General features: G+C 71.6%; 16 protein-coding genes. 9 read left to right on the top strand and 7 right to left on the bottom strand.

Annotated elements, in window-relative coordinates:
* Nucleotides 1-41: 41 nt before the first annotated feature.
* The 4 genes from LX16_RS09150 to LX16_RS09135 all read right to left on the bottom strand — a co-directional run bounded on the left by LX16_RS09150 (nucleotide 42) and on the right by LX16_RS09135 (nucleotide 9996).
* Complete coding sequence (locus LX16_RS09150) at nucleotides 42-5447, bottom strand: non-ribosomal peptide synthetase (RefSeq protein ID WP_147135998.1); 5406 nt, start codon at nucleotides 5445-5447, stop codon at nucleotides 42-44.
* On the bottom strand, nucleotides 5444-7846 hold the full coding sequence (locus LX16_RS09145; RefSeq protein ID WP_147135995.1) for a type I polyketide synthase: 2403 nt from the start codon (nucleotides 7844-7846) through the stop codon (nucleotides 5444-5446). The genes LX16_RS09150 and LX16_RS09145 overlap by 4 nt, the downstream gene beginning before the upstream one ends.
* Nucleotides 7847-8233: 387 nt before the next feature.
* Entirely contained in the window at nucleotides 8234-8893 is a 660-nt protein-coding gene (locus LX16_RS09140; RefSeq protein ID WP_147135992.1) for a response regulator, read from the bottom strand.
* The gene (locus tag LX16_RS09135) at nucleotides 8884-9996 is read right to left on the bottom strand and encodes a sensor histidine kinase (RefSeq protein ID WP_147135989.1); all 1113 of its coding nucleotides are present in this window, start codon (nucleotides 9994-9996) and stop codon (nucleotides 8884-8886) included. Before LX16_RS09135 ends, LX16_RS09140 begins: the two co-directional genes overlap by 10 nt.
* A gap of 322 nt (nucleotides 9997-10318) precedes the next feature.
* Between LX16_RS09135 and LX16_RS09130 the strand changes: the two genes are divergently transcribed.
* Nucleotides 10319-11800, top strand: coding sequence for a diguanylate cyclase (locus LX16_RS09130; RefSeq protein WP_158645539.1), 1482 nt, complete (start codon nucleotides 10319-10321; stop codon nucleotides 11798-11800).
* Between the two features lie 242 nt (nucleotides 11801-12042).
* Here LX16_RS09130 and LX16_RS09125 read toward each other — a convergent pair whose 3' ends face one another.
* Complete coding sequence (locus LX16_RS09125; protein ID WP_147135982.1) at nucleotides 12043-13431, bottom strand: glycoside hydrolase family 16 protein; 1389 nt, start codon at nucleotides 13429-13431, stop codon at nucleotides 12043-12045.
* Between the two features lie 112 nt (nucleotides 13432-13543).
* On the opposite strand from LX16_RS09125, the gene LX16_RS09120 reads away from it, so the two are divergent.
* From LX16_RS09120 to LX16_RS09095, 6 genes are all read left to right on the top strand, one after another.
* The gene (locus LX16_RS09120; protein WP_211354360.1) at nucleotides 13544-14389 is read left to right on the top strand and encodes a helix-turn-helix domain-containing protein; all 846 of its coding nucleotides are present in this window, start codon (nucleotides 13544-13546) and stop codon (nucleotides 14387-14389) included.
* Complete coding sequence (locus LX16_RS09115; RefSeq protein ID WP_147135979.1) at nucleotides 14280-15200, top strand: hypothetical protein; 921 nt, start codon at nucleotides 14280-14282, stop codon at nucleotides 15198-15200. Before LX16_RS09120 ends, LX16_RS09115 begins: the two co-directional genes overlap by 110 nt.
* A 108-nt stretch (nucleotides 15201-15308) precedes the next feature.
* Entirely contained in the window at nucleotides 15309-15728 is a 420-nt protein-coding gene (locus LX16_RS09110) for a phage holin family protein (protein WP_147135976.1), read from the top strand.
* Nucleotides 15725-16126 (top strand): DUF3618 domain-containing protein, encoded by a 402-nt coding sequence (locus LX16_RS09105; protein ID WP_147135973.1) that lies wholly within the window; start codon nucleotides 15725-15727, stop codon nucleotides 16124-16126. Before LX16_RS09110 ends, LX16_RS09105 begins: the two co-directional genes overlap by 4 nt.
* A gap of 34 nt (nucleotides 16127-16160) precedes the next feature.
* The gene (locus LX16_RS09100) at nucleotides 16161-17186 is read left to right on the top strand and encodes a YihY/virulence factor BrkB family protein (RefSeq protein ID WP_211354359.1); all 1026 of its coding nucleotides are present in this window, start codon (nucleotides 16161-16163) and stop codon (nucleotides 17184-17186) included.
* Nucleotides 17183-17620: an SRPBCC family protein gene (locus LX16_RS09095; RefSeq protein WP_147135967.1), complete on the top strand. Its 438-nt coding sequence runs from the start codon at nucleotides 17183-17185 to the stop codon at nucleotides 17618-17620. Before LX16_RS09100 ends, LX16_RS09095 begins: the two co-directional genes overlap by 4 nt.
* A gap of 9 nt (nucleotides 17621-17629) precedes the next feature.
* On the opposite strand, the gene LX16_RS27510 is transcribed toward LX16_RS09095, so the two are convergent.
* On the bottom strand, nucleotides 17630-18088 hold the full coding sequence (locus LX16_RS27510; protein WP_147135964.1) for a peroxiredoxin: 459 nt from the start codon (nucleotides 18086-18088) through the stop codon (nucleotides 17630-17632).
* Complete coding sequence (locus LX16_RS27505) at nucleotides 18085-18336, bottom strand: hypothetical protein (RefSeq protein WP_244615734.1); 252 nt, start codon at nucleotides 18334-18336, stop codon at nucleotides 18085-18087. Before LX16_RS27505 ends, LX16_RS27510 begins: the two co-directional genes overlap by 4 nt.
* Before the next feature lie 154 nt (nucleotides 18337-18490).
* On the opposite strand from LX16_RS27505, the gene LX16_RS09080 reads away from it, so the two are divergent.
* Entirely contained in the window at nucleotides 18491-19576 is a 1086-nt protein-coding gene (locus LX16_RS09080; RefSeq protein WP_147135961.1) for an S-(hydroxymethyl)mycothiol dehydrogenase, read from the top strand.
* Nucleotides 19573-20208 carry an MBL fold metallo-hydrolase gene (locus LX16_RS09075; protein WP_147135959.1) on the top strand — a complete coding sequence of 212 codons (636 nt, stop codon included), beginning with the start codon at nucleotides 19573-19575 and terminating at the stop codon, nucleotides 20206-20208. Before LX16_RS09080 ends, LX16_RS09075 begins: the two co-directional genes overlap by 4 nt.
* The last annotated feature ends 9 nt before the right edge of the window (nucleotides 20209-20217 follow it).

The following is a 20217-nucleotide window of genomic DNA, read 5'->3' as shown; positions in this document are numbered from 1 at the left end:
CGCGCGGGCGGGAGACGCCCGCCCGCGCGGCGATCCCGGCGCTATGTGAGCCGCAGTGGTGTGTCGGGGTCGCCTATCCCTTCGGCCAGGGCCTCGATCCAGGCGTCGAGCCATTCTCCGGCGGTGGTCTCGTCGTATCGGGCGCCGTCGCACAGCACACCGAATCGCCACCGCGACCGGCCAGGCTCCACGAAGAACGCGGTCCGCCGGTGGGGGCGTCCGTTGTGCGGTTCGTCGACGGTGGTCTCCAGGCCGGGCAGGTCGAGGTCCAACCGCACCGAACTCTGGTACGCCAACAGGACCGGGAACATCTTCGAGAGACCGGCCCGGTCGGTGACCAGCCCCTCGCACAGTTTCCGGAACGGCATCAGGTGGTCGACGGCGGTGGCGTGGTCGGCCATGGTCCGGGCGCACGCGTCACCGAAACCGGTGCCGGAGGGGACGTGCACGCCGAGTGGCATCACCATGGCCACGCTGGTGATGAGGCTGTCGTGCCGGGCGTCCTCGCGTGCGGCGTAGGGGGTTCCGAAGGCCATGGAGGTCACGCCGGTCCGGCGGGCCACCAGGACACCGAGTGCGGTGGCCCACGCGGCGAAGGGGGTGTATCCCCGGGCCGCCGTGAAGTCCGCGACCCGTGCGACCAGCTCGGTGGGGATCTCACGCCGGAGAAACACCCCCGGCGTGTCCTCGGAGCGTGCCACGGTGGGCGGGAATCCGGCCGTCAGGTCGGTGCCACGGAGCCGTTCCCGCCAGTGTTCCATCCGCCGGTCGAAGATCCGGTCGCTCCAGTTCTCCCGCTGCCACCGGGCGTATTCGATGCTCTGCGCCGCCCTGGGCAGCGACACCGGGCCACCGGTGACCGCCTGCCGGTAGGCGCTCGCGAGATCGGCCAGCAGCACGGACATCCCCCACCCGTCGCAGACGGCGTGGTGGGCGACGACCACCAGTCTCCATCTGTCCGCGGACGCGCGCAGGAGGCGGAAACGGACGAGGTGGCCCGCCCCGACGTCGAAGCCGGTCTGGGCGAGCCGGCGGCTCTCGGCGTCGATCCCGGCCGCGGACTCCTCGGCCGGCAGGCCCGTCAGATCCACTTCGGGCAGGGACGCCGGGGCGGCCGGGAGGACCTGCTGCATCCACTCGCCGTCCCGGTGGACGAATCCGGTGCGCAGCGACTCGTGCCGGACGGTCACCGCGGTGACGGCCTCGGCGAGCGCCTCGCGATCGAGGTCTCCCCGCATGTCCACGTGCAGCACTATGTTCCAGTCCTCAGGGGCCGAGCGGATCCCGCCGCCGACCATTCCGGCCTGTTGGTACGACGCCGGCCCCTCCGTCAGGTCCGCGGGGCGGGGGCCGGTCGTCACCGCCCGAAGGGTCGGTTCCCGATAGAAGTCCATCATGGACGTCTCGATGCCGAACTCGGCGCGGAGCCGGTTCAGGAGCCGCATCGCGGTGATGGAGTGGCCACCGGACTCGAAGAACGACACCGAGTCGTCCACCTTCTCGACCGGTATGCCCAGCGCCTCGGCCCAGGCCGTCCGCGGCCCCGAGGCCGAGTCCGGCGCCGAGACTTCGGACACGACCGGGCGCCACTCCGGGAGTCGCGCCCGGTCGACCTTTCCGTTCGCGTCGTACGGCAACCGGTCCAGGCAGACCCAGCCGGTGGGTATCAGGTACTCCGGGAGGATGCCGGCCAGTCGCTCTACGAGCCGGTCCTCGAGACCCGGCACGGCGACACCCGGCCGTGGCGCTACATAGGCCACCAGCCGCCGCTCACCGGTGCCGTCGGCGACGGCCAGGACCGCCGTGTCCGCGACCTCGTCGAGACCGCGCAACGCGGCCGCCGACTCACCGGGCTCGACCCGGAAACCCCTGATCTTGACCTGGTCGTCGATCCTGCCGTGGAACTCCAGGACTCCGTCGTTCGTCCACCGGACCAGGTCCCCGGTGCGGTACCACCGGTTCCCGTCCGCGTCCTCGACGAAGCGTTCCGCCGTCAGGCCGGGATCGTGCAGGTAGCCCTTCGCGGGTGGCCGGCCTCCGATACGCAGTTCGCCGACCGCGCCCACCGGGCGGGGCCGCCCCTCCGCGTCGCAGACCCTCAACACGGCGCCGTCGATCGGTGATCCGATCGGGATCCGGGCGGGCCCGTCCGCCGAGACGGGGTGGGTCGTGACCAGTACCGTGCCCTCCGTGGGGCCGTAGGCGTTGACGACCTCGAACGGGACGTCGGCGGCGGGGCGCCGCCGCAGGACGTCACCACCGATCATGAGCACCGACAGACTCGGCCGGCGGTCTGCCGGCAGTTCCAGCACGGCCTCGCCCAGACCTGTCGGCAACAGCGTGAAGCGCACACCGGTCCTGTCACACCAGGCCGCCAGCGCCGCCGGGTCCCGGCGGACCTCCTCGGGGGCGATCGCCACACTCCCGCCCCCGTACAGCGTGGGCCACAGCTCCACGACCGACGCGTCGAAGCTCTGACCGCACACCGCGGCGGCACGGCCCGCACGCCCGAACCGGAATCGCCGCCCGAACCAACCGCACAGTCCGGTCAGGCCGTGGTGCCCGATGACCACACCCTTGGGCCGGCCGGACGACCCGGACGTGTAGACGACGTAGGCCGCGTCGTCCTCGACCGGTGGCGATGGTGTGTCCTCCGCGAGGCCGGGCGACGTGTCCAGTACGAGCACCGGGACGTCGTGTCCCGAGGGGAGCGACTCGGACAGCTCCCGGGTGGTCAGCACGGCGGCGGCCCGGCTGTCGGCGAGGACCGTCGCCACCCGCGCGGTTCCCAGTGCGGGGTCCAGCGGCAGGTAGGCCGCGCCGCTTCGCATGACGCCCAACCAGGTCACGGGAGCGCGCCGGTCGCGGGGCAGCCAGGTGGCGACCACGTCGTCCCGTCCGATTCCCGCCGCCCGTAGCGCGGCGGCGATGCGGTGGGCGCCCGCGACCAGCCCGGCGTAGTCGAGTTCCCCGTCCTCGTCCACGATCGCCACCGCCGACGGGGCGTCGGCGGCGTGGGCCTCGATCGCGTCCACGACCGTTCCGGTGTCGTTGGCGGCCGGGCCGGTTCCCCACCGTTGGTTCAGGTCCCGGTCGGTGTCGTCGCCGTACGGCAGCTCCGACAACCGGGCGGCCGGGCGACGTCCGGCGGTGGCCAGGACGGCGAGGAACAGCCGTGAGAACCGGGCGGCGGTCGCGTCGTCGAACAGGTCGGTGTTGTACTCCAGGTGGACGACCACCTCGCCGTCGCGATGGAGCAGGTGCAGCGACATGTCGGTGACCGACACGTCCCGTCCGGCGTCCAACGGTGTGGCCACGACCCCGGGGAGGTCCAGGGTGAACGCCTCGCCCGGCTTGAACTCCGCCATGATCTGGAAGACCGGGGTCCGTGAGGTGTCGCGCGGCGGTGAGACGGCGGCGACGACGGTCTCGAAGGGTACGGTCGCGTGGTCGAGACCGTCGAGCGTGACGGATCGCACCCGCCCGAGCAACTCACCGAACGTCGGGTCGCCGGAGGTGTCGAACCGCAGCGGCAGCGTGTTCACCAGGAAGTCCACGACGTCCCGCTGTCCCGGCGACCGCTGTGAGACCGGAACGCCGACGATCATGTCGTCCTGTCCCGACATCCGGTGGATCGTCGCGGCCAGTCCGGTCAGCAGTGTCATGAACAGTGTCGCGCCGTTGTCGGTGCCGAGCCGGACCAGGGCGGCGGTGGCCTCGGCGTCGAGCCGGTCGAAGCGGGCACGGCCGGCGAAGGTCTGCACCGCCGGCCGGGGACGGTCGGCGGGCAGGCGCAGTACCGGTGGTTCACCGCCGAGCCGTTCGACCCAGTACGCGAGGCCGGCGTCGGTCTCGGCGACCGGCGTCGCGGGGCGTCGGGGCAGCATGGGCAGCCGTGGGGTCCGTCCGGCGAGTTCGGCCCGGTACAGCTCCGACAGGTCACGCGTGAGGATCGTGGCCGAGGCCGCGTCCACGGTGATGTGGTGGAGGGAGAACACCAGCACGTGGTGTTCGGGTGCCAGCCGGAGGAGCCGTATCCGGAACAGCGGGCCTTCGGCCAGGTCGAACCGGTGGTGACTCTCCTGCCGGATCACGTCCGCGACCACGGTCGCCTCGTCCTGTCCGGTGTGGTCGCCGACCTCCACCGGGATCGCCTGATGGGGTTGGACGAGGCGTATCGCGTCACCGTCGGCTTCCCGGTACACGCTGCGTAGGCCGGGATGCCGTTCTCCGAGCCGTCGCACCGCGCGATGGAGGGCCGCGTGGTCGATGGGGCCGGTGAGCCGGATCGCCTTGGGTTCGTTCTGCGAGTCACCGGGGGAGAGCCGTTCGAGGAACCACATGCGCCGCTGTCCGGGCGTGACCGGGTAGGCGGTGGCGGTGAGGCTGCGGCGGCGTAGCGCGTCGAGGTGGGGCAGTCCCGCCGTCAACAGGTCGGCGGGCATTCCGAAGTCGACCAGGGCGGCGATCTCGTCGACACCGGCGTCGCGCAGGCGCGCGACGGTCTCGGCGCACGACTCCGGGGACCCGATGAGGGCGCGCGAGTCGCAGTAGCGGTCGTAGGCGCGGGAGAACAGGTAGGTGAGGTCGTCCTCGTCGGCCTCGGCCAGGTCGATGTTGAAGCCGAGACTGTTGGTGACCTGCCCGAACAGCGACAACGACGCGCGCATGTACCCGGTCAGCGGACCGAACGCGGCCTCGCGGGCCCGCCTGGCGTCCGCGGCCAGGTAGGTGTGCACCAACACGGTCACCGTTCCGGCCGCCGGGTCCAGCCCGGCCTCGGCGCGGGCGGCCCGGTAGTAGGCGATGTTGTCGGCGAGGGCGTCGATGTCCTGGGTCATCAGGTTGGTGACGATGCCCAGGTCGTGCCGGGCCGCCAGTGCGAACGACTCCCGGCGTCCCACCACGGCGGTGTACATCGGCACGGTCCGTTGGACGGGCCGGGGGTGCAGTGAGACCGTCGTGGGTTCTCCGGTTCCGCCGGTGCGGGTGGTCGACGCGCCGGCCCACAGCCGCCGTATCTCCTCGACCTGCTCGTACATGAGTTCCCGGTGCCGTCCGTACCGGTCGGGGTAGAAGACGAAGTCGTTGGAGTTCCAGCCGCTCGCGCAGCCGATGCCCACCCGGCCGCCGGAGAGGTTGTCCACGACGGACCACTCCTCGGCGACCCGGATCGGGTCGTGCAGCGGGAGTACGACGCTTCCGGAGTTGATCCGTACGTTCCGGGTCTCGCGTGCCAGGGCCGCGGCGAGCACCGAGGGGTTGGGGAAGATGCCGCCGAAGGAGTGGAAGTGCCGTTCGGGTATCCACACCGACGAGAAGTCGTGCCGGTCGGCGAATCGGGCCGCCGTGAGCATGGTGTCGTAGGCGTCGGCGGCACCGGTGCCGCCGGGGTAGTCCCCGAAGAAGTACAGCCCGAAGTCCGGTGGCGGGTTGACGGCGGTCATCGGGCGCCGCCGTCTCTCGCGTGCAGCAGGGCGGTCAGGTGCGCCACCTGGTTCACCAGCGACTGGTTGATGGTGATGAGTTGCTGGATCTGACCGGTCAGCGCCGCGACGGTGCGGTGCTCGTATCCGGGATCGGCGACCGGCACCTGGTACGGCATCACCGGATACGGCGGCGCGGCGTGCCACGCGGGCGCCGACGCCTCCGGAGGCGGCACGGTCGGCGGCAGGTGGGCCGGAGCCGCAGCGCTCGATGGCGCCGCGGGGGGAACGGGGGGTGGTACGGGCGTTTGCGCCGGAGCCGGAGCGGGCTGGGCCGCCGGTGCCGCCGGAGCGGCCTGCGGATCCGGAACCGCGTGCCCGGCGGTGGTCGGCGTCGGTTCCGGCAGCCGGTCCGCCACCAGCGCGGCGAGACCCGCGGGGGTGTCACCCTGTTCGAAGAGTTCCCGCATGGAGATCCTGACGCCGAACCGTTGCTCGACGGAACGTGCGAGATCCACCATGGACAGTGAATCGGCGCCCAGTGAGAGGAAGGTGGCGGACGGGGCCACCGCCTCCACGGGGTGTCCCAGCCTCGCGGCGGTCGCCTCCTGGATGTGGGTCAGTACGCCCGGGGCCGGCATGTGTCCTCCTCGATCGTGATCGTGCGTTTCGGGTGTCTCGTGTGGTGGTGGGCCGATCCAGTGGCGGGAACGCCGGAACGGGTATCCCGGCAGCCGTTCCCGTCCCGACTCGGCGGCCGCCCAGTCGGTCGTGCCGTCGTCGACGTATCGGGTCGCCGGGGGATCGTCGACCGTCGTCGGCGTCGTCACGTCCGTGCAGACGTAGCCGCCGGGCCGGCCGGCGAGATAGTCGGCCAGCCCGTCCCGCCATCGGGCGACGGTGCGTCCGGTGATCGCCAGTCGGTGTGCGTGGTGGCGACGCCCCCGTGCCGCGGTCATCGCCGTCCTCGCCGGGTCCGGTGTGGGCACCCGGCGGAGTCGTCGGAGCCACGCCTCCGCCGTGGCCCTGAGCCCGGCGGGATCGGCGGCCGACAGGACGAGCGGCCCGGGGGCGAGCCGGGACGGGCGTCTGGGGGGACGAGGCGGCGGAGACGACAACACCAGGTGCGCGTTCGTGCCGCCCACGGCGAGGGCGGTCACGCCCGCCAGCCGCGGCCCCGGTCCCGGCCAGGGCGTGACCTCGCGGGGCAGGTAGAACGGGCTTTCGTCCAGCGCCAGACGCGGATTGGGCGCGGTGTGACCCGCCAGCGGCGGTATCAGACCGTTCTTCACCACCCCGACCGCGCGGATCAGGCTGGGAAGCGCGGCACCGGAGTCCAGGTGTCCGATGTTCGCCTTCGCCGAACCGAGCGCGCAGTACCCGATCCGGTCGGTGTGGCGACGGAACGCCTCGGTGAGCGCGTCGAACTCGATCGGATCGCCCTTGAAGGTGCCCGTGCCGTGGGCCTCCACATAGCCGATGCGGTCCGCCGAGACCCCGGCGGCGTGGAGGGCCGAGGTGACGGCCTCGACCTGGCCGGGCACGCTCGGTGCCGGGTAGGCGGACTTGCGGTCGCCGTCGTTGTTGACGGCGGTCGCCAGGATCACCGCGTCGACGGTGTCGCCGTCGGCGAGCGCGCGGTCGAGCCGTTTCAGCACCACCGCCGCCGCGCCGTTGCCCGTCACCATCCCGTCGGACTCCGCGTCGAACACCCGGCACACGCCGGATCGGGAGTGGATGGAACCCCGTACGTGACGGTGGCCGATGATCTGTGGAATGTGGACGGCTGCGGTGGCCACCACCGCCAGGTCGGCCTCGCCGGCACGTAGGGCGTGTCCGGCGGCCTGTACGGCCACCAGGCCGCTTGAGCAACCACTCTGGACGGTCATCACCGGGCCGGTCAGCCCGAGCCGGAACGCCGCCCGGGTCGCGACGAAGTCGGTGTGATTGCCGAACGCCACCTGAAGGCCGTTGACCGCGTTGTAGGGGAAGGCGTCGTCGAACACCCGCCCGTCGAGTCGCCGGCGCAGGTAGCCCTGCAGGGGATGCAGGTGGTATCCCGTGTTGCCGTACAGCGCGACGCGGCCGTCGGCGCCGGAGTAGCCGGACTCCTCCAGCGCGTGACGGCATACCTCCAGGAACAGCCGGTGTTGCGGGTCGGTGATCGCGGCCTCGCGTGGGCTCATCTCGAACGCCGCCGCGTCGAAACCGGTGACGTCGTCCAACGGCGCGGTGGCGGCGACGAACGCGGGATCGGCGGCGTCCTCCGGCGGGATGCCGGCCGCCACCAGCTCCGCGGCGGTGAATCGCCTGATGTGTACGGTGCCGTGGAACGCGTCCCGCCAGTAGTCGGCGACGGTGTCGGCACCCGGCAGGCGCACCGACATGCCGATGATCGCGATGGCGTCCTCATGGCTCATCCGCGGCCTCCGCCCGGGCACCGGGTGACACGCCGGTCGGAGCGGGCGCACCCGTGTGGCGCGATACGGGTCGCCCGGCGGCGGAACCGGATCGGCCGCGTTCCGGAGGTGCCCGGTGCGGCGACGGTGTCGAGGAACCGGAAGGCGGTCATTCCGTCGCCTTGCGGGCGTGCAGGATCACGGTGGCCTCCTTCGCGAGGGGGGACGACTCAACCTGGTCGGCCGTGTGATGCCGGCACCGCCCTCGGTCGGACGGTCCGCCGCACCACGAGCGTGATGGTAGCCCGCTGCCCTCGCCGCCGTCCGTCCGCCGCGACGGTCACCGTGCGCGACGGGGCGACGGCGATCCGACCAGTGGGTAAGCGATTGCGGAGGGCGTGCCCGACGTCACTCCATCGTGGATGAGTCGGCGGCCGCCAGGTGCCGCAGCACCGCGAGTACCCGTCTACTGTATCCGTCCACCTGGGACAGACCCAGCTTGCCGAACACCGAGGCGACGTGCTTCTCCACCGCGCTTCGCGACACGTGCAGGCAGGCGGCGATCCCGGCGTTGGTGTGGCCCTCGGCCATCAACGCCAACACCTCCCGCTCCCGTCCGGACAACCGGGCCAGCGGGTCGGCCCGGCGGTCCAGCAACCGCCGGACCACCTCGGGATCCAGCGCGCTTCCCCCCTCGGCGACCCGGTGCAGGGCGGAGAGGAAGTCGTCCACCTGCATCACCCGGTCCTTGAGCAGGTAACCGACACCGGACGCGTCGTCGCCGAGCAGTTCGCCGGCCAGCCGCCGCTCGACGTACTGGGACAACACCATGACCGGTTGCCGGGGCAGTCGCTCCCGGATCGCCGTCGCCGCCCGGAGTCCCTCGTCGGTGTGAGTGGGGGGCATCCGCACGTCGAGGACCACCACGTCCGGCCGGACGGCCGCGACCCGGTCGGGGAGCCCCTCGGTGTCGCCCAGCGACGCCACGATCTCGTGCCCCTCGTCGGCGAGCAGGCGGGCCAGGCCCTCCCGCAGCAGCACCGAATCGTCCACCAGCATCAGTCGCACGGGATCCTCCCCACCACCGTGGTGGGACCCCCCACCGGGCTGTCCACCACCAGTTCACCGTCCAACGCCGCGATCCGGCGCGCCAGCCCGGCCAGGCCGCCGCCCGCCGGATCCGCGCCACCACACCCGTCGTCGACCACCGTCACCACCAGTTCACCGTCACCGCGGTCGACCGTGACCGTGACACGGTCGGCGCCGGAGTGCTTCGCCGCATTGGTGACCGCCTCGCTCACCAGGAAGTACGCGGCCGTCTCGACAGCGTCGGGAAGCTCGCCGGTCGCGTGGTGACGCAGCACCACGTCCACGGCCGCGCGGTCCCGCAGACCCTCCAGCGCCGCCGCCAGGCCCGCGGCGTCCAACTCGGCGGGGAACACCCGCCAGCTCACCTGCCGCAGTTCGGTGAGCAGCCGTGCGGTGGTCTCCTGAGCCTGTGCGAGGACCGGGTCGTCCGTCCCGCCGCGCCGCCGCGCGCGGCCGATCAGCATCCCCAGTGCCAGAACGTGCTGCTGGACTCCGTCGTGCAGGTCGCGTTCGATGCGGCGGCGCTCGGCGTCCACCGCCGCCACGATGGCCGCCCGGCTCGACGTCAGGCTGTCGATCCGTTCCCGCAGCACCCGGTCCGGATGTGGGTTCAGAAGGCGGTCGCCGACGCGGTACTCCAGGGCCGCCACCCCCACCAGACCCTGTACCGCCAGGAACGCCAGCACCGCCGCCAGCAGCCCCAGATAGGCGATGTTGCCCGGAGACGGAGGTATGTCGTCGATCGTGCGGCCCATGGCCCAGCTCACTCCGGCGTTCAGCGACACGCCCGCCCCGGCCACGATGAGGACGACGATCGCCGTCGTCATGAGTCCCAGCGCGGTGACCACCCACAGGAACAACAACGGGCGGCGTGGCGCACCGGCCTCCCAACCGGGGCGAGCCCATCGCATCCTGGCCACGTGCAGCCGGGCGCCGGCCTCGACCGTGCGGCGGCGCCACCCGGAGGAGGGCACCACGGCCGTGACGACGAGACCGCACAGTTGAGGCACCGCCGTCGCCGCACCGGCCAGCAGGCCGGCGAGGCCGCGGGCGGCGACGGTGATCGGCCGGGGGTCGGACACGCAGGCCACTCTAGCCGCGGGGGTCCCGGAACGCCGGAGCCGATTCGGTGGCGGCCGGCGGCCGTTCCGTGCGTTCTCGGTGCGCCCCAGGGCTTCCGGCCACACCTGGACGGCGGGCGGGGAGCACCACTCCCACGTTCGACCTCGTAGCGCGTGGCTATGATCACATCGATTGACGTCTGTACGTGCCGCGACGGAACTCGTCGGCTTTCCCCCGGCGCTGCGACGGATTATGGTGGGTAGTCGCGTGATCGCGCGGCGACAGCGGTGCAGAGCGGACTGGCAGGGTGGTGAGATGCCGTCATCGCAGCAAGGTACCTCGGTGCCGACATGGCAGGAGGACTACGCGCGGCTCCGCGCCCTCATGCAGTCCGGCACTCCGCACCAGGTGATCAAGGCGGGCGAGGAGATCGCCGGTGCGGTCGCCGATCCGATGCGCGTGGCGCAGGCGCGGCAGTTCATCCTCGCGGCCAACATGAACCTGCGGGACCGACCGGGGGTCGCGGCGGCCCTGGCACGCGCGTCCGACGCCCTGGAGGCCTGCCCCGATCCACGGCTGGTGGGCAACTTCCACGCCCTGGCCGCATGGTCGGCACACCAGACCGGCTCGCTGAAGAACTGCGGCATCCATCTGATCACCAGCGAGCGGGCACTCAGCCAGATGACCGAGACCGGGGAACCGGCCGCCACGGCCTGGGGGAACCTCGGCCTGACGTACACGATCCTCGGTTTCCACGAGCAGGCCCGGGAGGCGTTCGACCGGGTCCTGACGGTGTCGGACTCCTCGATCTGGGAGAAGGGCCGGATACAGGCCGTGGTACGGCACGCGGTCTCCCTGGACCATCGGGGCGACGGCGACGCCTGCCGCAAGATGCTCGACGACCTGTTGATCGGGGTCCCGCCGGCACCGGACCTGGAACCCGCCGCCGTCGCGTGGCTGCGGTTCGCGGCCCACCGCCGCGCCGTGTTGGGGGGACCCGAGCCGGCGCCGACGACCGCTCCCGACATCGACCTGCCGGTGTTCCGGGAGATGCGGATCCTGTCGCGGGTGTGCGCCGATATCGTCGCGCGCCGGGAACGCGCCGCGCTGAAGTTGCTCGACGGTCCCGGGGTGGGCGTGGAGACGGCCGGCGCCGCCGAGCCGTTGCGGCTCCGTTCGCTGGCGTTGAGCGGGTTGGGCCGGTTCGCCGAGGCCCTGGAGGCCGAGCGGCGGGCGGCCAGTCACATCAGTCGGCAGAGCGAACGGCTGCGGCCGTTGCTGCTCGACAGCGTCGGCGCCCTGCTCGATCACGAGCACCTGCGCCGCACGGTGGCGCGTTACGCCGACGCCGCCATGACCGACCCGTTGACCGGCCTGCCGAACCGGCGGCGGCTGGAGCGGTTCATCCGGGAGTTGGCCGCACGATCCTCCGAAGCCATGGTGGGCGTCCTCGACCTCGACGGCTTCAAGGCGATAAACGACACCTACGGTCATGCGACCGGAGACCAGGTGCTCCAGCGGGTCGCCGGCATCCTCGCCCGTAACGTGCGCATCGGTGACCTGTTGGCCCGGGCCGGGGGTGACGAGTTCGTCGTGGTCCTGCCCGAGACGAGTCTCGCCGACGCCGGTCGTATCGGGGAACGGATCAATCAGGCGGTCATGGGCGACGACTGGCAGCGCATGGTCATCGACATCCCGGTGTCCATCAGCATCGGATGGGCGCCGCTGAAGCGGGGGTTCGTGGGGGTCGCGGATGCCCTTCACGAGGCCGACCAGGCGATGTACCGGGTCAAGCGGTCCCGCCGGCAGCCCTGTTCGCACTGAGTACCGGCGTCTCGGACTCACCCGCGACGGCTGCCGGAGCGTTCGCGGACGGGAGCGGAAACCACCGAGAGCGGACGAGTTCGCCCGAACCGGTGCGAAACCGGCGGGCGGCCGCTAGTGTCGTCACTGTTCGCAGTCATTCGACTACCCACCTGTGTCGGATGCGGCGAATCATCGGGGGGCGAGGGCCGGCCCTGGGTGGTGCCACGTCTCCCAGGACCGGCCCTCGGCATGTCCCCGTATCACCTCCTGAAGTGGAACCGGTCGAGGTTGACGAAGTCGGCCGGTTGTCCACTGGTGAACGTGACGAAGACGGTGTGGACCCCGGTCACCGCCGACACGTTGCCGGGGATGTCACGCCAGGACGTCCACCCGCCCGTCGTCCCGACCGCGAACGCGCCGATCGGTGGGTTGCCGGGTGAGTCCAACCGGATCTCGACGAGTCCGCTCACTCCCGGTGGTGCTCCGGAGGCGACCCGGGCGAGGAAGTCGACCGGGGGAGTGGCGCCGAAGTCGACGCCGTCGAAGCGCGCCCAGTCCCCGGAGGCCAGGTAACCGATGTGACCGCCCTCGACGACCACTCCCCGGTGGCCGTCGAGGCTCTCGGCCTGGATGGGGGAGTAGGCGTCGCGTTGCGGGTCGCCCGGATCGGGGTCGCCGCCGCCGTCGCCGGGGCGGGTCCAGACCGCGACGTAGTCGACCACCATCGGGTGGCCGGGCCGGGTGGCCGCCGTGGGGGTGACCCGGCCCGCGACGCCGTCGGGGAACGCGCCGCCGATCGCGACGTTGAGGATGATGAAGTATCCGGCGTGGGACGTCATCTGCGACCACGTGTCGGCCGGCAGTTGGGACTGATCGACCGAGTGGTACTGCTGACCGTCGACGTACCAGCGCAGTTCCTGTGGCGAGCTCGACGCGTCCCATTCGAAGGTGAAGGTGTGGAAGTTCCCCTGGCAGGGGCTTCCCGGGCAGGTGCGGCTGGCACCGATTCCGTTGTTCTCGTTGCACGGCCCGCCCGGTGCGACTCCGCAGTGGAGCACCGCCCAGGTGGAGTCGATCCCGTTGACGTTCTCCATGATGTCGTACTCGCCGATGCCCGGCCAGTTCCACCAGTTGCCCCGGTACGGTGATCCGAGTGCCCAGAACGCGGGCCAGTAGCCCATGGCGGCCTCTCCCGTGACGTTCGGCATCTGGAGGCGGCTCTCGATGCGCAGGACGCCGTCGGCGGGTGGGCGGAAGTCCTGCCGGTTGGTCTCGATGCGGGCCGACGTCCAGTTGCCGGCCGCGTCACGGCGGGGGGTGATGCGGAGGTTGCCGGTGCCGTCGAGGCTGACGTTCGCGGGATCGTCGGTGTGGTAGGCGATCTCACCGGTTCCCCAGTTGGCGGGGCCGCCGGGGTAGCCGTGTCCGATGCTGAAACGCCAGTTCGCGGTGTCGGGAAGGGTGCCGGACGCGCCGTCGAAGTCGTCGCCGAACTGGAGGGTCCATTCCGGCCGGTCGGGGATCGCCGCCTGTGCCGCGGGTGCGGTGGCGGTGAGGAGGCCGACGGCGAGGGCGGCGGCGGTCGCGAGGCCGAGGAGTCGGCGGGCCGGCCGGGTGCCGGATCGGGTGACGGGTGTCGTGATGGTCATGGTTCCCCATTTCACGGGCTGAGGACGGTCGCGATGCGACCGCCGAATCACTTACTGACGAGTCGGTAAGTGGCTCGATTCTCTCAATTAAATTGAAGGAGGTCAATATGACGTGTCTCGTGGCATGGTGAACCGCGTGTACGAGGAGAAGCCACCGCCACCGGAGTTGTCGGGCGTGGTCCGCTGCGTATGGCGGACCGACGCCACCGGCGGCCGCGCCATCCTCCCGGACGGCTGCCTGGACCTGATCCTGACGCCCGACACCGTCTTCGTCGCCGGAGCCGACACCGTCGCCTACCGGCCCTCGGGTCCCCGGCGTCCCGGCCCCGTCCACGGTGTCCGATTCCATCCCGGCGCCGCGCCCGCCGTACTGGGAACGCCCGCCGACCGGATCACCGACCTACGGCCCGACCTCGAAGCGCTGTGGGGAGTACCCGGCCGTGACGTCACCGAACGGCTCCTCGCCGGTGAGACCGGCCCGTTGGACGTGGTGAGAGCCCGGTTGCGGCCCGGACTCGACGTCGACGTCCGCCGCCTGGCCGCCGCCCTGGAGTCCGGCGCACCGGTACCCGACAGCGACCTCGGGCCCCGCCAACTGCGCCGCCGCTTCACCGCCGCCGTCGGCTACGGCCCGGCCCGGTTCCGGCGGGTGGCCAGACTCCAGAGGTTCCTGCGGCTGGCCGAACCCGGCCGATACGGACTCGCCGAGCTGGCATTCCGCGCCGGGTACGCGGACCAGGCGCACCTGACCCGGGAGTGCCGCGTGCTCACCGGACAGACCCCCCGCGTCCTGCTCGCCGACCGTTTCGTTCAATCCGGCGTCCCCGGCGGCCGGTTAACCTGCCCGGATGACCGAAGACCTACACGAGGCGGCCGTCCGGCGCGGACTCGCATTCATCACCGGCAACGCCCGCATCCTCGAACGGCGACTCGCACAGGTGTGGTTCGGCGGAGGTGAGACCGCCGACGTGCTCGCGGTGATCGACGCGCTGTGCGGCCACCGCAACCCCGACGGCGGCTTCGGATGGGCGCTCGAACCCGACGCACGTACACCGGAGAGCCAACCGCTGGCGGCCGACTTCGCCCTGGAGATCGCCGAGCGGTTGGCCGACACACGCGTGGGCGGGCTGCCGCCGGTCGCCGACCGGCTCACCGCGCTGGCGCAGGGCGTCGCCGACCACCTCGCCGCGCACGTGACACCCTCGGGCGGCCTGCCCATCGTGCTGCCGAGCGTGGCCCGGTATCCCCGGGCGGCCCACTGGGGCGACGGCGACTTCCCGCCCGGACTCAACCCGACCGCGGGCATACTGGCCCGGTTGCGGCGGCTGGGAGCCGACGCCGGCTGGTTCGAGTCGGCGGAACGGTTCTGCGTCGAGGGGATAGACCGCCTGGCGGCCGACGACGGGCTCGACGGGCACACCGCCGGGAACATACTGCGTTTCCTGGCCGACCACCCCGACACCGCCTGGGCCGGACGGATCCGCGCGGCACTGGTCGAACGGTGGCCGGAGATGCCGTACTTCCAGCTCCGGCCCGGTGACGACTACGGCGTCACCCCGCTGGACCTCGCACCGGAGGCCGGGCATCCCGACCGCGCGCTGTTCCCCGAGGACGCGGTGACCGCCCACCTGCGCCGGCTCCTCGACACCCAGCAGGACGACGGCGGCTGGCCGCTCACCTGGACGCCGCCGCACGGGGCGTCGGTCCTGGAATGGCGCGGCGTCGTGACGTTGCGGGCGATCCGGGTGCTGGGGACCAATCCGGGCTGAGCGCTTCGGATCCGGCGAACCGGCACGAACCTCCGGTGACTGTGGAATGTTTGAGTCGAAGCCCGTCAGGGTAGAAGCCACGCCACGACCCGTAGGGAGGTTGTCCGCATGACCGGGCTGATGGACAAGGCCGTCGTCGAGCCGGTGAAGCCCTCCACGGCGGAGCTGGTTCACCGTGCCGTGGAGCAGACGTCGCGGCTGGTCCGTGACGAGATCGCGCTGGCGCGCGCGGAACTGACCGCCAAGGGCAGACAGGCCGCCTCGGGGGCCGGGCTGCTCGGTGGGGCGGCGTTCCTCGGTTTCTTCGCGTTCGGCTGCCTCGTCACCGCCGGCGTCATCGCGTTGGCGTTGATCATGCCGGGCTGGGCCGCCGCTCTCGTGGTGGCGGGCGTCCTGCTGCTGGTCGCGCTCGTGTTGGCGCTCGCCGGAAGGTCGCGGATGCGGCGCGCCGGCGGCCCCATCGGGCAGGAGACGGTCGACGGTCTCAAGGCCGACGTGGCAGAGGTCAGGAGGGCGATGCAGCGATGACACTCAAGGAGGATCGGGCGCGCGCGGTGGAGGCGGGCGCGGCGGCCTCGACGGTCGCCTCACCCGGCGGGCCGCCCGAGACCGAGCACCCGGTTCCCGCGGCGCTGCCGGTGGAACCGCCGGCCAAGGACGACCAGGCGGCGATCCGGGCGGACATACTCGCGACCCGGCAGGCGCTCGGCCGCACCGTGGAACTGCTCGCCGACCGCGTCAACCCGGCGACCCGCACCCGTGAGGCCGCCGACCGGGCCCGGCAACGGATGTCGGAGTTGTCGCGTGTGGCCCTCCGCCGTCGTGGACCGCTCATCGCGGTATTGGCGAGTGTGTCGATCACTCTGACCGGGCTGTTGCTCTGGCATGCCCGCCGGGAACACCATTCCGCCGGGTGCCGCCACTGAGCCTCCGGCGCCGTTCGCTCTCCGGAGGTATGACGTGCACACCGACCGTGCCCCCGACCCGGTTCACCAGCCCGGGTCCCACGCGCAGGACCCGCCTCGCAAGGTGCGGCTGCGGGAACTGGCCTGGCCTGCGGTGCTCCGCCGAACCGTCACGCGGTTCCTGGCGCACGACCTGCTCGACTGGGCGGCGGCGCTGACGTACTACGCGGTGTTGTCGATCTTCCCCGGATTGTTGGTGCTGGTGTCGGTGCTGGGCATGCTGGGCCAGGACACCACGCGCGCCCTCGTCGACCAGATCACCACACTGGCCCCCGGAGCGGTCGGGGACATCCTGACCGACGGAATCCGCAACCTGCAGGAGTCGCGGTCGTCGGCCTCGCTGGTGGCGATCGTGGGTGTGGCGGCGGCACTGTGGTCGGCCTCGGGGTATGTCGGCGCCTTCATCCGGGCGTCCAACGTCGTGTACGGCGTCCCGGAGGGCCGTCCGTTCTGGTGGGTGTGGCCGGTACGACTGGCATTGACCGTGGTGAGTGGAGTCGTTCTGATCGTGTGCAGCTTCCTGGTGGTGTTCACCGGCCGCCTCGCCGAGGCACTCGGCCGGTTCATCGGTGCCGGTGGCACGTTCGCGTCGGTGTGGGACGTCGCCAAATGGCCCGTTCTGGTGGTCCTGGTGAGTCTCATCCTCGCCCTGTTGTACTGGGGCGCGCCCAACGCCGTCGTGGGCCGGTTCAGGATCCCGAGCCTGGGCGGCCTTCTGGCGGTGGTCCTGTGGGCGCTGGCCTCGGCCGGGTTCGCGCTGTACGTCGCCAACTTCAGCTCCTACAACCGCACCTACGGCACCCTCGGCGGTGTGATCGTCTTCCTGGTCTGGTTGTGGATCAGCAACATCGCCGTCCTGCTGGGGGCGCAGTTCGACGCCGAGGTGGCGCGTGGCAGGGCCATCGTGAGAGGGCACCCTGCGGACGTGGAGCCCTTCACCCCGCTGCGGAGTACCGCGAAGAAGCCGGCCGCCGGTGAGGCCGGTGGTCCCGCCACGTCACGCGAGGGAGCGAACCGATGAGCACGATCACCGAATCCGTCACAGTGGAGGCGCCGGTGCAGACGACCTTCACCGAGTGGGAGCGGTACGAGCGGCTGCCCGAGGTGACCGAGAACGTGGTGGCGATAGAGAGGCTGGACCCCGAACGTTCCCGGTGGACGGTCGACATCGCCGGTGTGACACGGAGTTTCGAGGCCGAGGTCGTCGACCGCGTGCCCAACAAGCGCATCACGTGGCGGGCGGTCGAGGGCGCCGGACACGTGGGTGTCATGGAGTTCGAGCCCCTGGACGCCACCACGACCCGGGTCACCGCGGCACTGGTGCTCGAACCCACCGGATTCTTCGAGAACGTCGGTGACCGTTTCGGCATCATCGGCTTGTGGGTCAAACGAGACCTCAAGGACTTCAAGCGGCACGTGGAGGGCCTGTTGCGGCAGCCCCCGCCGGAGGGGTGACGACGGTCGTCAGCCCCGGAGCACCCGCAGTGCCTCGTCGGCGTGCTGTCGCATGTTCAGCTCGCTGCGGATGACCGCCAGGACCCTCCGGTCGGTCCCGATGACGAAGGTCGTACGCCGGATCGCCAACGGTCCCAACGGAAGCGACCGCTTCACCCCCATCAGTCCGGCGACCTCGCCGGCCACATCGGACAGCAGGGGGTAGTCGAAGTCGTAACGGTCGGCGAACTCCCGCTGCCGGGCGACGTCGTCGCGGCTGATTCCCACCCGCTGCGCACCGGCCTCGGCGAACTCCGCCGCCAGGTCACGGAAGTGACAGCTCTCGGCGGTGCAACCCCGGGTCATGGCCGCCGGGTAGAAGAACAGGACCACGGGCCCGTTCGTGAGGAGGCCGCTCAGTGATCGCGGCGAACCGGTCTGATCCGGAAGCGTGAAGTCCGGGACGGTGTCGCCGACCGCGAGGGTCACGGCGACTCCTCCGTCCGCTCGTCGGCGCCGGCGGAGGGCTTGACGGATCCGAGCGCCGCCCCGATGCCCACGCCCATGGCCATTCCCAGCGCCATTCCCAGCGCGAGATCGTCGAGCAGGGTCACGCCGAACACGATGCCGAGGCCGAGGCCGAGTGACAGGCCCATCGAGATGCCCGTCGCCAGGCGTGGATTCCCGCCGCCCTGCGATTCGCCGTCGTCGTTGGGGGTGTCCGGTGCGTCGCTCACCCCTCCATGTTGCCATCCCGCCGCCACCCCCGTCATGACGGAGACGGGTGGGCTTCCGCGACGGCCGGTTCGTGGGTAGGGTCGAGACCGGCGCGGTGTGACCGCCGTCTCACGACGTGCGGGGCCCGCGCATACCACGCGGAAGGGAGCCGGCATGGTGCATGAGGTTCAGGCGATCGTGGCGCCGGGAAGGGGCGAACCGGTCCGGTTGGAGACCATCGGCGTCCCGGACCCGGGTCCGGGCGAGGCGTTGGTCGCGGTGCGCGCCTGTGGCGTCTGCCACACCGATCTCCACTACCGGGAGGGCGGCATCAACGACGAGTTCCCGTTCCTGCTCGGCCACGAGGCCGCCGGTGTCGTGGAGGCGGTCGGCCCGGGGGTGACCGAGGTGGCGCCGGGGGACTTCGTGATCCTCAACTGGCGCGCGGTCTGCGGTCGCTGCCGGGCGTGCGCACGTGGACGCCCGTGGTACTGCTTCGACTCCCGCAACGCCACGGGCAGGATGACCCTTGCCGACGGCACCCCGCTGACGCCGGCACTGGGCATCGGCGCGTTCGCCGCCAAGACACTCGTCGCGGCCGGACAGTGCACCAAGGTCGACTCACGCGCACCGGCGGCGGTGGCGGGACTACTGGGCTGCGGGGTGATGGCCGGCCTGGGAGCCGTCCTCAACACCGCCGGGGCGTCCCGGGGCGACTCGGTGGCGGTCATCGGTTGCGGTGGGGTCGGCAACGCGGCGGTGGCTGGTGCGGTGTTGGCGGGCGCGGCGCCGGTCATCGCCGTGGACGTCGATCCGCGCAAGCTGGAATGGGCCAGGCGGCTGGGCGCCACCGACGTGATCGACGCCCGTGACGCGGACGTGGTGGAGGCGATCAAGGACCTCACCGGTGGGTTCGGCGCCGACGTGGTGGTGGAGGCCGTGGGCCGTCCGGAGACGTACCGGCAGGCGTTCTACGCCCGTGACCTGGCAGGGACGGTCGTCCTGGTGGGTGTGCCCACACCGGAGATGCGGCTGGAGCTGCCGCTGCTGGACGTGTTCGGCCGGGGCGGGGCGCTGAAGTCTTCCTGGTACGGGGACTGCCTGCCGTCGCGCGACTTCCCGATGCTCATCGACCTTTATCTGCGAGGCAGACTGGACCTGGACGCGTTCGTGTCCGAGACGATCGAGCTGTCCGCTGTGGAGGAGGCGTTCGGGAGGATGACGCGCGGCGAGGTGTTGCGATCGGTGGTGCTGCTGTGACGGGGCTTCGCATCGAAAGGGTCGTGACCTCCGGCGAGTTCACACTCGACGGCGGAAGCTGGCAGGTCGACAACAACGTCTGGCTCGTCGGCGACGACGAGGAGGTGCTGGTCGTCGACGCCGCCCACGACGCCGAGGCGATCCTTCGGGCGCTGGCCGGGCGCCGCGTCACCGCGATCGTGTCCACCCACGCTCACAACGACCACGTCAACGCCGCGCCGCGGTTGTCGGAGCTCGCCGCGCGCGAGGGGGCGCGGCCCCCGGTCATGTTGCATCCCGACGACCTGGTGCTGTGGCGGATGACCCACCCCGACCGGGCGCCCGACGCGGAGCTGGCGGACGGTCAGGTGTTGACGGTCGCCGGTGTGGAGGTGCGGGTCCTGCACACGCCGGGCCACGCGCCGGGCGCGGTGTGCCTGTACGTCCCGGCCGCGGGAGTGGTCTTCACCGGCGACACCCTGTTCCAGGGCGGTCCCGGTGCCACCGGGCGGTCCTACAGCGACCACGACACCATCGTGGACTCGATACGGCGGGTACTGTTCACGCTTCCCGGTGACACGGTGGTCCACACCGGACACGGGCCGGACACCACCATCGCCGCGGAGGCCGCCGCCCTCGGAACGTCCGGATAGCACCGCCGA

Source organism: Stackebrandtia albiflava (genome assembly GCF_007994225.1).
GTDB classification, from domain to species: Bacteria; Actinomycetota; Actinomycetes; order Mycobacteriales; family Micromonosporaceae; genus Stackebrandtia; species Stackebrandtia albiflava.
Note: the sequence above shows the minus strand (reverse complement) of the source record. Positions and strands in the feature narration are given on the sequence as shown.